We start from the raw sequence: 14562 nt of genomic DNA, 5'->3' as shown, positions 1-14562 counted from the left end.
TATTAATAGTAAAATACTATTTGTTAAGAAGAAACGAGCTGTTTCTCACCTTACAGCATTGCTAGTAAGGTATACATTATTATTGCAAAAGTAATGTTTGTTATTGTAATGTAAGGGACGGCTTGAGGCCGTTCCTTTTTTATTTATATGATAATTGAAATTATAAATGTTTATGTTTAAGGATTTATAATAATAAGAATTTATAATAATTCGGAGGTGAAAAATTATCAAAAAAGATTGTCTTATCAATGAAAAGATTAGGGAAAAAGAAATAAGGGTTATAGATAGTGATGGAGAACAACTAGGAATAATTAGTTCTAGGGAAGCACTTAATATTGCTGAAGAAAAAGAGCTTGATTTAGTTATGATATCTCCAGGTGCAAAACCACCAGTTTGTAAAATTATGGATTATGGTAAGCATTTGTATGAACAAACTAAAAAAGTTAAAGAAGCAAAGAAAAATCAAAAAATTGTTAACATCAAAGAAATCAGATTCAGCCCAACTATTGAAGAACATGATATAGGAATAAAAGCTAATAAGGCAAGAAAGTTTTTACTAGCTGAAAACAAAGTTAAAGTTACAGTAAGATTTAGAGGAAGAGAAGCAGATTATGCTTACAAAGGACATAAAATTTTGAGTGCCTTTGTATCAAAAATAGAAGATGTATGTGTTATTGAAAAGCCGGCAAAGCTTGAAGGAAGAAACATGATCATGATATTAGCTCCGAAAAGAGCATAATTGAAAGGAGGAATTTGTAATGCCAAAAATGAAAACACATAGAGGTGCAGCAAAAAGATTTAAGAAGACAGGAAGTGGAAAGCTTAAGAGATCTAAAGCTTACAAGAGCCACATATTAACTAAGAAGAGTTCAAAGACAAAGAGAAATCTTAGAAAAAGTGGACTTGTGTCTGACACTCAAGAAAAAGCAATGAAGAAATTATTACCATACTTATAATATAATATCGGTCACAAGAGGAGGTTTTTCTAAATGGCAAGAGTAAAAAGAGCTGTACACGCTCGTAAAAAACATAAAAAAATATTAAAACTTGCAAAAGGTTATTATGGAAGAAGAAGCAAGACTTTCAGAGCTGCTAATGAAACAGTAATGAGAGCAATGAGTTTTGCATATGTTGGTAGAAAATTAAAGAAAAGAGATTTCAGAAGACTTTGGATTGCTAGAATAAATGCAGCAGCAAGAATAAGTGGACTTTCTTATTCAAAGTTCATGAATGGAATGAAACTTGCTGGTATAAGCATGAACAGAAAAATGCTTTCAGAAATAGCTATAAACGATCCAAAAGCATTTGCAGATTTAGTAGAAGTAGCTAAAAAACAATTAAATGCTTAATATAAAATGCGGCTTAATAGCTGCATTTTATTTATAGTATAGGAGTTTATAAATTCCATCTATGAGTATGTAAAAAAGAGCATATAGTGTAGTAATGCATTCCATTTAGCATTATACGCACTATATGCCTTTTTCTTTTGACAAACTTATTTTAAGTGTTATAATAAGTTTATTAAATTTCAGAATTCAGAGGTGTTGAAGTTGTCAAAAAATAAAAGAAAATTATCTCCTGTTCAAATATTAGCTTTAGGTTTTGTAATAGTTATTGTTATAGGGGCTTTTCTATTAAGACTGCCTATAGCATCTAAAAATGATAGTATAACACCTTTTATAGATTGTATTTTCACATCTACTTCAGCAGTATGTGTTACAGGACTAACAACTGTAAATACAGCAGAACATTGGAGCTATTTTGGTAAAACAATTATAATAATTTTGATTCAAATTGGTGGACTTGGATTTATGTCTTTTGCTACATTGTTTTCATTGCTGTGGGGTAAGCGAATAACACTTAAAGAAAGATTGATAATGCAGGAGGCTATGAATTCTTTTTCACTTCAAGGCCTTGTAAAATTAGCAAAATACATATTAATATTTACTTTTTCTGTTGAGGGTATAGGAGCATTGTTTTTGTCTACAAAATTTATACCTCAGTATGGACCTTTAAAAGGAATTTATTATAGTATATTTCATTCAATTTCTGCTTTTTGTAATGCTGGGTTTGATCTTACAGGGAATAGTTTAGTACCTTATGCTAATAATTTGGTTGTAATTCTTGCTATATCTGGATTAGTAATCATAGGAGGACTGGGCTTTTCAGTATGGGCAGAAATTTACAATTATAAAGGTATAAAAAAACTTTCTGTTCATGCAAAGCTTGTTATATCAATGACTATATTATTAATTTTTGGTGGATGGATTTTAATGTTTTTATTTGAAATGAATAATCCAGCTACTATTCAAAATATGCCTGTGAAAGGTAAAATATTGTCATCATTATTTGCAGCAATTACCCCTAGAACAGCAGGGTTTAACTCTATTTCTACAGCAGATATGACTGCAGGAGGAAAAGCTTTAACTATAATTCTTATGTTTATTGGTGGTTCACCAGGGTCTACTGCAGGAGGAGTTAAGACAGCAACAGTAGGATTACTTTTGATGACTGTTGTTTCTGTGATAAGAAGAAGAGAAGATACAGAAATGTTTGAGAGAACAATAAGTAAAGAGTTAGTCTATAGAGCTTTTGTAATAACAACTATAGCAATAGGAGTTGTTATTACAACTACTATGATACTATCAATTACAGAGGTTGGAGCTTCACTTGAATATATATTGTATGAAGCAACATCAGCTTTTGCTACAGTAGGACTTACTTTAGGACTTACTCCTAAACTTAGTATTATAGGAAAAATTGTAATTGCTATAACAATGTATATAGGAAGGGTTGGCCCTTTAACACTGGTTTTAGCTTTAGCAAATAAGAAAAATGGAAATTCAATAAAGTATCCTGAAGGTAAAATATTAGTTGGGTAGAGGTGATTTTTCGTGAAAAAGAGACAATTTGTAGTAATAGGTCTTGGAAGATTTGGAAGTTCAATTGCAAAAACTCTTTATTCTTTAGGAAATGATGTGTTAGCAATTGATGCAGATGAGGATATTATTCAAAATATTGCGGATAGTGTGACTCATGCAGTTCAAGCTGATGCAACTGATGAAAATAGTCTTAGAACTCTCGGAATAAGTAATTTTGATGTTGCAGTAATAACTATTGGTTCGAATGTACAGGCGAGTATTATGACAGCGCTTTTAGCTAAAGAACTTGGAGTAAATTATATAATAACTAAAGCACATAATGAATTACATGCAAAAGTTCTTAAAAAAGTTGGGGTGGAAAGAGTTATTTTCCCAGAGCGTGATATGGGAGTTAGAGTTGCACACAATTTAGTTTCATCCAATATTTTAGATTATATTGAATTATCTTCAGATTATAGTATTGCTGAAATAGCAAGTCCTGTGGAATGGCATGGAAAAACTTTAAAAGAACTAAATATGAGATCAAAATATGGAATAAATGTCATGGCATTAAAAAGAGATAATGATGTTAATATTTCACCTTCAGCAGATGATATTATTAAGCCAGGAGATGTTATAGTGGCTATAGGTGGAATTGAAGAATTAAATAAACTTGAAAATGAAATAAATCAATAAAGGGTGATGCTCTTTGAATAAGATTGAGAGTAGAGATAATTCTCTAATAAAAGAAATAAAAAAATTGCATAAGAAAAAATATAGAAATGAGAAAGAACAATTTGTTATAGAAGGTTTTAGATTTGTTGGTGAAGCACTACAATCTTCTTTTAATGTTCCATATATTTTTATTAGTGATAGTGGAATGGATAGATATAAAAATTTTAAAATTGAAGAATTGCTTCAAACAGATACTAAGGTTTATTGTGTTAGTGATAGTATATTAAAAGAATTATGTAATACAAATAATCCTCAAGGTATTTTAGGCGTAGTTGACAATAAAAGAGTAAAGACAAAAGATATTAAAGGTTTTTATGTTTTAGCTGATAAGATTCAAGATCCAGGTAATATGGGTACTATAATAAGAACTGCTCATGCTAGCGGTGCATTAGGTGTTATAGTAACTAAGGGAACTGTAGATGTATTTAATGATAAAACTTTACGTTCAACTATGGGGTCTATATTTAAGATGCCAATAATTGAAGATGAAGATTTTAATATAGTTAAAGACTTAAAAGAAAAAGGATTTAAGCTTATAGTGAGTTCTCTAGATACTGAAAAAAATTTTTATGATATAGATTTAACTGGAAGAGCTATAATTTCAGTAGGGAATGAAGGTAATGGAATTAGTTCTGAATTATATGCTTTAGGTGAGGAAAAAGTTAAAATACCAATGCCTGGTGGAGCTGAATCGTTAAATGCAGCAGTAGCAGCTAGCATTATGATGTATGAAGCAGTAAGACAAAAAAATGTTTGAAATTTTTATTAGATATGGTTATAATATTATGTAAGTTTATTTAAAGGTAATACATAAATTAATAGTTAAAACTATGATAGAGAGAGTAGATATAGGAATTCTTTTAGGGAGAAAAAGCCAGAGACTGAAAGCTTTTTTAAGATGGAATATATTGAAGTTCACTCTGGAGTTCTAATTGTGAAATAAAGTAGCAATTAGCGGGTAAAACCGATAAATTAAATGAGAGAACTATATTTTTATAGTTAATCAGGGTGGTAACGCGGATAAACTTCGTCCCTTTTGTTGGGATGGAGTTTTTTATTTTAATAAATATATGTGAAAGGAGCAGCAAAATGAGAGAGAATTTAGAAGCAATAAAGAATACTGCTTTAGAAGAACTAAAAAAAGCAGCAAGTAAAGCAGAGCTTGAAGCCATAAGAGTAAAATATCTTGGTAAAAAAGGTGAACTTACTCAAATATTAAGAGGAATGGGTAAATTATCACCAGAGGAAAGACCAGTTGTAGGGAAAATTGCCAATGAGGTAAGAGAATTCTTAGAGAATTTTATTACTTCTGCAGCAAATGATATTAAAAACAAAGAAAAGGAAATGAGATTAAAGAGTGAAATAATAGATATTTCTATGCCTGGAAGAAAACAAACAGTAGGAAAGAAAAATCCATTAGAATTAACTTTAGAAAGTATAAATGATATTTTCATTTCTATGGGCTTTTCTATAGAAGAAGGACCAGAGGTAGAAAAAGATTACTATAATTTTGAAGCTTTAAATATTCCTAAAAATCACCCTGCAAGAGGTGAACAGGATACTTTTTACATAAATGATGATATAGTTTTAAGAACTCAAACTTCACCAATCCAAATAAGAACAATGGAAAATGAAAAGCCTCCAATAAAGATGATTGCACCAGGAAAAGTTTATAGATCAGATGCAGTAGATGCTACACACTCACCAATATTCTATCAAGTAGAGGGATTAGTTGTAGATAAGGGAATAACTTTTGCAGATTTAAAAGGAACTCTTGAAATGTTTATTAAGAAAATGTTTGGGGATGAAATGCAAACTAAATTTAGACCACATCATTTCCCATTTACAGAACCTTCAGCTGAAATGGATGCTACATGCTTTGTATGTGGTGGTAAAGGATGCAGTGTTTGTAAGAACAGTGGATGGATTGAAATTTTAGGATGCGGTATGGTTCATCCTCAAGTTTTAAGAAATTGTGGAATAGATCCAGAAGTATATAGTGGCTTTGCTTTTGGATTTGGTCTTGATAGAATGGTTATGCAGAAATATGGAATAGATGATATAAGATTATTATACGAAAGTGATATGAGATTTTTAAATCAATTCTAGTAAATACATTAATAATAGGAGGGAATTATAATGAAGGCACCAATAAATTGGTTAAAAGATTATGTTGATATAGATTTATCTCCTCAAGAACTTGGAGATGCGTTAACACTTTCAGGTTCTAAGGTTGAAGAAGTTATTGTAACAGGAGATATAATAAATAAAGTTGTTACAGGAAAAATTATTAAGCTTGAAAAGCATGAAGAGGCAGAAAAATTATCAATATGTCAAGTTGATATTGGAAAAGAAGAGCCAATACAAATAGTAACAGCAGCAACAAATATGAAAGAAGGAGACATAGTTCCAACTGCATTACATGGGTCAACTTTAGCTGATGGAACTAAAATCAAAAAAGGAAAGTTGAGAGGAGCCGTTTCTAACGGAATGTTCTGTTCTGAGGAAGAATTGGGAATAGCTGGAGATGAACCTGTTGTAGGACTTATGATTCTTCCACAAGATACAGCAATAGGAAAGGACATAAAAGAAGTTATAGATTTGGAAAAGGCAATTATAGACTTTGAAATAACATCTAATAGACCAGATTGCTTAAGTATAGTTGGTATAGCAAGAGAAACAGCAGCAACTTTAGGAAAAGAATATAAAATGCCAAATACGGAATTCAAAGCTGCTTGTAGCGAAAACATAGAAGATAGCTTAAAAGTTGAAGTTCGTGATTCACTATGCAGAAGATACATGGCAAGAGGTGTAACCAATGTAAAAATAGAACCATCACCTCAATGGATGCAAGAAAGATTACTTGAAGCAGGAGTTAGACCTATAAATAATATAGTAGATATTACTAATTTTGTTATGGTAGAACTTGGGCAACCAATGCATGCTTTCGATAGAAGACAAATAGCTTCTAATACAATTGTAGTAGAAAGAGCAAAGGATGGAGAAAAATTTACTACATTAGATGAAGAAGAGAGAACATTAGATTCTGAAATTTTAAACATCAAAGATGGAGAAAGAACTATTGCTCTTGCAGGTATTATGGGTGGCTTAAATTCAGAAGTTAAAGAAGATACTGCTGAAATAGTTTTTGAATGTGCAAATTTTGAAGGAACAAATATTAGAGTTTCTTCTAAAAAATTAGCTCTAAGAACAGATGCTTCAGGAAAGTTTGAAAAAGATTTAGATCCTAATGCAGTAGAAATGGCTATGAATAGAGCATGCCACTTAATAGAAGAATTAGGGGCAGGAGAAGTGATGGAAGGTACTATTGATGTATATCCTGAAAAATTAGAACCACACACTTTAAAGGTAGATTCAAATTGGATTAACAAATTCTTGGGATTAAATATATCAAAAGAAGATATGAAAATGTACTTAGACAGATTAGATCTAAAGACTACTGTACAAGGAGATACATTAGTTATTAATGTCCCTACATTTAGATGTGATATGAATATACGTGAAGATGTTGCAGAAGAAATTGCAAGAATATATGGATATAATAAGGTTCCATCAACAATTCCAGCTGCTCAAACACTAAAAGGCGGTAAAAATGAGAAGCAAGTTCTTGAAACAAAGGTTATTGATACTTTAATAGGAAGTGGTCTTAATCAAGCTATAGCTTATTCTTTTGTAAGTCCTAAGGTTTTTGATAAAGTATTAATACCACAAGATAGTCCTCTTAGAAAAGTTGTAACTATAAAGAATCCTTTAGGAGAAGATTACAGCATAATGAGAACTACTTCTATTCCTTCAATGATGGAAGCTTTAGCTAGAAACTATTCTAGAAACAATGAGATAGTTAGATTATTTGAAATAGGTAAGATATATATTCCTAATGAAGATGAAAAGCAACTTCCAGAGGAAAGAAATTTAGTAACTTTAGGAATGTATGGAGAAGTTGATTATCTAGATTTAAAAGGAGTAGTTGAAAATATAATACACTGCTTAGGAGTGAAAAAGACTAAATTTACAAGAGAAAGTGAAAATCCAACTTTCCATCCAGGTAAAACAGCAGCACTATATATAAAAAATGAGCTAGTAGGTGTGCTTGGGGAAATACATCCAGATGTATCTGAAAATTATGGAGTAGAAGAAAGATGTTATATTGCAGAACTTAATCTTGATGTACTATTTAAGTATGCAAATACTGAGAAGAAATATAAAGCTCTTCCTAAGTTCCCAGCTGTTACAAGAGACCTTGCAGTATTAATTGATGAACAAGTTTTAGTTCAAGAAATTGAAGAAAACATAAGAAAACAGGGCGGTAAAATACTTGAAAGTATTAAATTATTTGATGTGTATCAAGGAAAACAAATCCCTGAAGGTAAAAAGAGTATAGCATATTCATTAATATATAGAGGAGAGAATAAAACTCTAACTGATAAAGAGGTAAATAAAGTACATGATAAAATTGTAAGAGCTTTACAATTTAAGCTAGGTGCGGAACTTAGATAAATTCATATTTCATATACTAAGAAAATGTGATAAAATATAAATAAGAATTTTCTTGAATTTATCTAAGAGGGTGTTCAGATGAATAGGGTAACTGTAAAGATAAACGGTTCTGAATATAATTTAGTAGGCGAAGAAAGAGAAGAGTATTTACATAAAGTAGCTGGATGTGTAGATAAAAAGATTCTTGATATATTAAATAAGAATAAAAGATTGAGTATATCAGATGCTTCTGTTTTAACGGCTGTTAATGTAGTTGATGAAATGCTTAAATGTGAATGTAAAAATGAACTTTTGAATAAAGAATTAGAAGAGTTTAAAAAATCACAGAAAGCACTGCAAATTCAAGTTGAAGATTTAAAGAAGCATATTAAAAATTTAGAGGAATATAATGCTGAACTTCAAAATAAACTAGAAAATAGCAAGAGCGGAGAATACTTGAAACAGTATGAAGAAGAAAATAAGAGATTAAGTGAAGAACTAGAACTTTTAAGAGAAAGTGCAAAACAATACTTGCAAGAAAAGAATCAATTGAAGTCAGAAAATAAAGAATTGAAATTTCAAGTTCAATCCTCTAAGTATAAAATAATGGATTTGCAAAACAGATTAATAGAAAACCAAATTGATTTAGTAAAAATTAAGAAACAAGAAAACCCGTTATTGAATGTAAAATAAATAATAAATGTAACTCAAATACCTTATAGTTATGACTATAAGGTATTTTTTTTCTTAAATATGATGAATAATAAATATTAATTTACACAAAATAGTAAAATTCTATATTAGAGATTAATAAGTATATTAGTAGTGATAATTAAATACTAATATAGGGGGATAATATGATATATTTAGATAATGCTGCAACAAGCTTTCCAAAACCGCAGCAAGTTTATGATGAAGTACTAAATTGTATGAAAAATTATGCTGCTAATCCAGGAAGAAGTTCACATCAAATGGCTATTCAGGCTGAAATGAAAATAATGGAGACAAGAGATAGAATTTGTAAACTATTTAATATCTCTAATCCTTTAAGAATAGTATTTACTAAAAATGCTACAGAGGGATTAAATATTGCTATTAAAGGATTACTTAAAAAAGGAGATCATGTTATTAGTACAGTTATAGAGCATAATTCTGTATTAAGACCATTAAGTTATGAAGTATCACATGGAGTAGAATTTACTTTATTAGGTGTAGACAATATAGGCTATATAAATATTGAAACTTTAAGAAAAGAGATAAAAAAAAATACAAAAGCAATAATAATTAACCATGCTTCTAATGTTATTGGTACAGTACAAGATATAAATAAGATAGGACAAATAGCTAAAGAAGAGGGAATAATATTCATTGTAGATGCATCACAAAGTGCAGGATATATACCTATAGATGTGGTGAAAGATAATATAGATATATTAGTTTTCCCAGGTCATAAAGGGTTATTAGGACCACAAGGAACGGGAGCATTATATATAAAAGAAGGTATAAATCTTAAGGAATATGGGCAAGGAGGTACGGGAAGTCAGTCAGATTCTATGAGTCAGCCTAAAATTCTACCTGATAGATTTGAGAGTGGTACTTTAAATACTCCGGGTATAGCAGGACTATGCCAGGGAATAAAATTTATTGAAAATATAGGGATTGAAAATATTAATAAACACAAAAAAATGTTAATAGAACATCTTATTTATGAACTAAGTAAACTACAATATATAAAAATTTATGGAGGTAAATCTTACGAAAATAGAGCTAGCGTAGTATCCATAAATGTAGAGGGATTAGATAGTTCAGAAGTGGGGTATAAGTTAAATGAAAAAGGAATAGCTGTAAGAACAGGATACCATTGTGCACCTTTAATACATGGTATTCTTGGTACAAATCATATAGGCACTGTTAGAATAAGTCCAGGGTATTTTAATACAATAGAAGATATAGATAAATTAATTTTTGCACTTAAAAATATTAAGTAAAATCTATTATGTATAAAAAGCATATAGGTTAATTATTCCCATATGCTTTTTGTATTAATTACTACTAAAGAATTTCTTGAATAAAGATGAGTTTGACTTAGCATTAGCTAAGTCGTTTTCAAGATCTTTAATCTTTACATTGAGAACAGATATTTCATTCTCATATTCATTTAGTTCGTTTTCAAGAAATAATATTTTATTTTCATATTCATACAATTTTTCTTCAAGTTGAACTATAGTATTTGCATCATTAGTTTTATTATCTTCTAATTCAGAAAATTTATTTTCTAAAAAGGAGATTTCTTCCTCTTTTTCAACTATGGCTTTTTCTAAATTAGAAACTTGTTTATCTTTAGATATTAACTTATCCTTAAGAAGACTTATATTTTTATCTATATTGAGTTTTGCATTTTTGAATTCAATATATTTTTTTTCAAGAGTCTTAAGCTTGCTACTTGATAATTGTGATCTATTTTTTTCTTCTTTAAGCAAATAGTTAAGCTGATTAATTATTTGATCCTTCTGAATAAGTTTATGATTATAATAAGAAAGTTTTTTTTCAACATCAAGATCAGGCATATCTTTTTTTAAAGTTACTGAAGTTTCATTAAAGTGGTCAGTATAATTAGTTTTATTTTGCAAATCATTTTTACTAGTTACAAATGTATATGGTAATAAAGTTAACTGATTTGAATATAATTCATTTACTTCATACTGTCTATTATCAGAATTAGAAATATATATTGTTTTGAATATATCAGGTGATTGTAATAATTCATTTTCTATGTTACTAAAATCTATTCCATTATCTTTCGAGAAGCAGCTATGAATAGAGTTATCGCTTATCCATAAATCCCATAGAGTATCTTTTTTTCTAAATAAACATGGCAACATTATATCATTAATACTTTCATATATTTTAACATGAGTTAAATCTGATAAATATCCAGAACAGTGAGTTAGGATATTAGTTTTAGTATTATTTTTTATATATAATGAGTGAAATGTATTATCCATAGAGGATATTGAAAAATCAATATAAGGAGATATATTTTTATCAACAACATAAAAATCAGACCACATAGTATTATTATTATCTAATATTTTATATCCTAATTCATAGGTGTTTTTAAGCTTTTGATACATGATGAATATGTTTTGGTTATCTGAAACATGTACTGAAAAGGGATTAATAAGAGTTACGTTAGTGGTATCTATCATTTTAGGACTAGAAAGATTTAAATTTTTATCAACTGTTTGGTGAAATAAAGTTCTAATATTATTTTGGATTAAGTAAATATTGTAGAAAATATGAATCTTATTATTACTATATAAAATTTTTAAGTAAACATCTTTTATAGTATTATTTTTCTTTTTTAAGATTTCATGGTGACTCCAATTAGTCTCATTATATATACTTAAAATTATATTTCCCAAGAAATCTTGATAAATAACACATATTCTATCATCAGGGAGGAGTAAAGCAGAAAAATTTTTATTACATTCTTTTACCAAAACATTGTATGTTGACCACTTATTATCAATAAAGGTTTTATAAATGATACCCCAATTTTTTTTATATGTGAAATTCCATATAGTTCTACAAGACTGCTTTAATGTATAAAAATTTCTTTCAATCAAAGACATTAAAATACTCCTTTTAGTAAAATTACTTCTATATATAAACATATGATTTTAGTAGGTAAGTTTATAACTTAAAAACATTATTAAAATTTTTATAATGATAATCACACATATTAAAGCTACACATATTATGTTAATGTAAGATATTACTTATTATGAGCTATAATAAATAAGTTTTTGAAGAGAAGAGGAGGATAAGGCATGGAAGATAATTTAGAAATGAAAGATATGTGCAAGAAGCCCCATGAATTAACCGATGAATGTATAATTGCAATGAAAGTATTTGGAAAATGTAGACAGCAGGACTGCTTAAAACCAGATTTTATTGTACCTGAACCTGGAGTTGATTCCATACCTATTAGTGGATCATATAGTGGAGAAAAATTAGAAATTACAGCATTTATAGGACCAGAACTAACATTAGCAGCAGACCCATCAATATTACCAACGGAAGAAATGCCATTACCTGACCCTATTAGTCCTAATTCACCTATTATATTTCCACGTAATTTAGTTGAACATGCTGAAATAATAGAAGGAAGTTTTAATATTGCCGAGATTAAAACACTTAATGAGCAGGAACAAAATTTATTTGCAGCTGATGGATATTGGAGAGTAAAGATAAGATATAAATTTGTCTATAAATTAAAACTAGTTGATTTTGCAGGGAACAGATTAAATATAGAGTTAACAGATAGTGAATGTGGAAATACTACAATTAAAAAGCATATTTTAGCATATAGTTTTTATGAAAAACAAATAGTTTTATTTGGAGGATCAGCAAATAAGGACATAGTTACAAGCTGTAATTTATTTGATAACAATGAATTAAGTCCTTCACCAAATGCACCATACGTATTCGCACAAGCAAAAGCTATGCCTCTTTCAGTTTCAATTGGTGATTATATAGACCCTTGTGATTCTTTAGATTCTTGTCCAGAAAAAATCTTAGGAGTTACTATAGGATTATTTACAATAATAAAATTATTTAGATTAGTAAATATGACAGTCTTAACTACTGGAAGATGTGATATACCTGTATGTGATCCAATAGTACCTGGTGATCCATGTTCGTTCTTTAATGAAATACCATTCCCATTTGATGACTTTGATCCAGTAATTAAAGAGTAAATTAAAATTAAACATTAATGTTGTACAAACAGAGGGTTAAAAAAATAATTTACTTAATACAATAAAGACTATTGGGATAATACCAATAGTCTTTATTTGTGTTAATTTTTACTTTATCTAAAACCAAATAATTAGAGACATATACTTTTGAGTGTAACATAATAGTAAATAAAGTACATATTTTATTAATGAGAGTGTTTTTATTTATTAAAGAGGAGTGTTCTTATGCCAAGACCAAGAGAGGAAATATATATAATTGTTTTTAATTCTTCAAATGAAAGTATTCATTTATATAAAATATTAAAGGATAAAAGATACGATGTTGAAATTATGTCTACTCCATGTACTATTTCGGCAGGATGCTCTAGAGCAATAAAGGTACAAGAAAGAGAAATACATTTTGTTATAGAAGAAATAAGAAGAAATAAGGTATCTATAAGGGGAATATATAAAAAAGTATATAAAGATAGTAAATTTTATTATTTAAAAATTCAATAATTTAATAAATGTAAAAAAGTTAGCATAGAAATATGATAAAAGAGGTAAAAACTTATTGTTCTAGGGGGAAAATATAAAGATGAAAATACTTTTATGTATAAGACAAGATTATTATAGAAATTTTGCTGGGGATTCTATGCAAGTGTTGAAAACTGCTGAATGTTTAAGAAAATTAGGAGCTGAAGTTGATATAAACAATGGTGCTATTTCAGATTATTCTAGTTATGACATAATTCATCTATTTAATATAATAAGAATAGGTGAAACTTATAAATATTATAAATTAGCTAATTATTATAAAAAACCTATCGTAGTATCTCCTGTATATTGGAATCTTAATGAATACTACAAATATAAAAATAATATTGAAGCAGTGAAGTTATGGGAAAAAAGTAATGTTTATAGGAGAAAAATATTAAAAGGGTGCAAGATGATTATTGCAAATAGTGAGTTGGAAAGAAATGCACTTAAGAATGATTTTAAACTTAACTTACCAAGTACTGTTATTTATAGCGGCGTTGAAGTAGAAGATGAGGAGATTCCATTATATAACTTTAAGGAAAGACACAATTTAAATTCCTATGTGTTATGCGTGGGAAGAATTTGTCCAAGCAAAAATCAGCTTACTTTAGCAAAGGTATGTAATAAACTTGGAGTTCAGTTATTGCTCATAGGAAATGTAAAAGATGAAAACTATTTCAAAGAATGTATTAAATTTAACAATGTCTTATATTTAGGATTTATGGATAGCTACAATATATATAATGCATATAGATTTGCAAAATTACATGTACTTGCAAGCTATATGGAAACTCCAGGACTTTCATCTTTAGAAGCTGCTGCAAGTGGCTGCAATATAGTTTCAACAATAGAGGGAACTGCAAAAGAATACTTTAAGGATATGGCAATATATTGTGATCCGTATGATGAAAATAGTATTTTTGAAGCAGTACAAAAAGGAATGAAAAAACGAAAAATTAATAAATTAAAAGATTTTGTGCTTGAAAATTATAGTTGGGAAAAACATTGTAAAAAATTATATGAAGTCTATGAAGTATTAAAAGTAAAAAATACAGGGAAGGCTTTAAATTTTTTAAATTAGTAAATGAGTGATAGACAACCTAGAATTGGGTTGTCTATCACTTATTTATTACAAACATAGCTTTTGTAGAAATATATGATTTTATCACAGAAGAATATGATTAAGC

General features: G+C 28.7%; 14 protein-coding genes and 2 other annotated features. Of the genes, 13 read left to right on the top strand and 1 reads right to left on the bottom strand.

What is annotated here, in order from left to right; all coding sequences use genetic code 11:
• The first annotated feature begins 19 nt into the window (after window positions 1–19).
• Window positions 20–147: a sequence feature (ribosomal protein L20 leader region), on the top strand.
• Window positions 148–244: 97 nt separating this feature from the next.
• From infC to OXH55_RS07885, 10 genes are all read left to right on the top strand, one after another.
• Window positions 245–739 (top strand): translation initiation factor IF-3, encoded by a 495-nt coding sequence (gene infC, locus OXH55_RS07930; RefSeq protein WP_268049647.1) that lies wholly within the window; start codon window positions 245–247, stop codon window positions 737–739.
• Window positions 740–758: 19 nt separating this feature from the next.
• Window positions 759–956 (top strand): 50S ribosomal protein L35, encoded by a 198-nt coding sequence (rpmI, locus tag OXH55_RS07925; RefSeq protein ID WP_268049292.1) that lies wholly within the window; start codon window positions 759–761, stop codon window positions 954–956.
• A gap of 33 nt (window positions 957–989) precedes the next feature.
• Window positions 990–1349: a 50S ribosomal protein L20 gene (gene rplT, locus OXH55_RS07920; RefSeq protein WP_268049291.1), complete on the top strand. Its 360-nt coding sequence runs from the start codon at window positions 990–992 to the stop codon at window positions 1347–1349.
• Window positions 1350–1544: 195 nt separating this feature from the next.
• On the top strand, window positions 1545–2882 hold the full coding sequence (locus OXH55_RS07915; protein ID WP_268049290.1) for a TrkH family potassium uptake protein: 1338 nt from the start codon (window positions 1545–1547) through the stop codon (window positions 2880–2882).
• Window positions 2883–2894: 12 nt separating this feature from the next.
• On the top strand, window positions 2895–3557 hold the full coding sequence (locus tag OXH55_RS07910; protein WP_268049289.1) for a potassium channel family protein: 663 nt from the start codon (window positions 2895–2897) through the stop codon (window positions 3555–3557).
• 13 nt (window positions 3558–3570) lie between these two features.
• Window positions 3571–4353, top strand: a complete 783-nt coding sequence (locus OXH55_RS07905; protein WP_268049288.1) for a TrmH family RNA methyltransferase — start codon at window positions 3571–3573, stop codon at window positions 4351–4353.
• Window positions 4354–4417: 64 nt separating this feature from the next.
• Window positions 4418–4634: a binding site (T-box leader), on the top strand.
• Window positions 4635–4685: 51 nt separating this feature from the next.
• Window positions 4686–5705, top strand: a complete 1020-nt coding sequence (gene pheS / locus OXH55_RS07900; RefSeq protein ID WP_268049287.1) for a phenylalanine--tRNA ligase subunit alpha — start codon at window positions 4686–4688, stop codon at window positions 5703–5705.
• 30 nt (window positions 5706–5735) lie between these two features.
• Window positions 5736–8114 carry a phenylalanine--tRNA ligase subunit beta gene (gene pheT / locus OXH55_RS07895; protein WP_268049286.1) on the top strand — a complete coding sequence of 793 codons (2379 nt, stop codon included), beginning with the start codon at window positions 5736–5738 and terminating at the stop codon, window positions 8112–8114.
• 78 nt (window positions 8115–8192) lie between these two features.
• Window positions 8193–8786, top strand: coding sequence for a cell division protein ZapA (locus tag OXH55_RS07890; protein WP_268049285.1), 594 nt, complete (start codon window positions 8193–8195; stop codon window positions 8784–8786).
• A 164-nt stretch (window positions 8787–8950) separates the two neighbouring features.
• The gene (locus OXH55_RS07885; RefSeq protein WP_268049284.1) at window positions 8951–10081 is read left to right on the top strand and encodes an aminotransferase class V-fold PLP-dependent enzyme; all 1131 of its coding nucleotides are present in this window, start codon (window positions 8951–8953) and stop codon (window positions 10079–10081) included.
• A 54-nt stretch (window positions 10082–10135) separates the two neighbouring features.
• On the opposite strand, the gene OXH55_RS07880 is transcribed toward OXH55_RS07885, so the two are convergent.
• A complete protein-coding gene (locus tag OXH55_RS07880; protein ID WP_268049283.1) occupies window positions 10136–11728 on the bottom strand; it encodes a hypothetical protein in 1593 nt (530 codons plus the stop codon).
• Window positions 11729–11926: 198 nt separating this feature from the next.
• Here OXH55_RS07880 and OXH55_RS07875 point away from each other — a divergent pair, with 198 nt between their 5' ends.
• The 3 genes from OXH55_RS07875 to OXH55_RS07865 all read left to right on the top strand — a co-directional run bounded on the left by OXH55_RS07875 (window position 11927) and on the right by OXH55_RS07865 (window position 14456).
• Window positions 11927–12856, top strand: a complete 930-nt coding sequence (locus OXH55_RS07875) for a hypothetical protein (protein ID WP_268049282.1) — start codon at window positions 11927–11929, stop codon at window positions 12854–12856.
• A 225-nt stretch (window positions 12857–13081) separates the two neighbouring features.
• Window positions 13082–13354, top strand: coding sequence for a putative Se/S carrier protein (locus OXH55_RS07870; protein ID WP_268049281.1), 273 nt, complete (start codon window positions 13082–13084; stop codon window positions 13352–13354).
• A gap of 79 nt (window positions 13355–13433) precedes the next feature.
• Window positions 13434–14456, top strand: coding sequence for a glycosyltransferase family 4 protein (locus OXH55_RS07865; RefSeq protein ID WP_268049280.1), 1023 nt, complete (start codon window positions 13434–13436; stop codon window positions 14454–14456).
• The last annotated feature ends 106 nt before the right edge of the window (window positions 14457–14562 follow it).

The organism is Clostridium ganghwense, assembly GCF_026735165.1.
Classification (GTDB): domain Bacteria; phylum Bacillota; class Clostridia; order Clostridiales; family Clostridiaceae; genus Clostridium_H; species Clostridium_H ganghwense.
The sequence above is the reverse complement of the archived record's forward strand: the minus strand, read 5'-3'. Positions and strand labels throughout refer to the sequence as shown.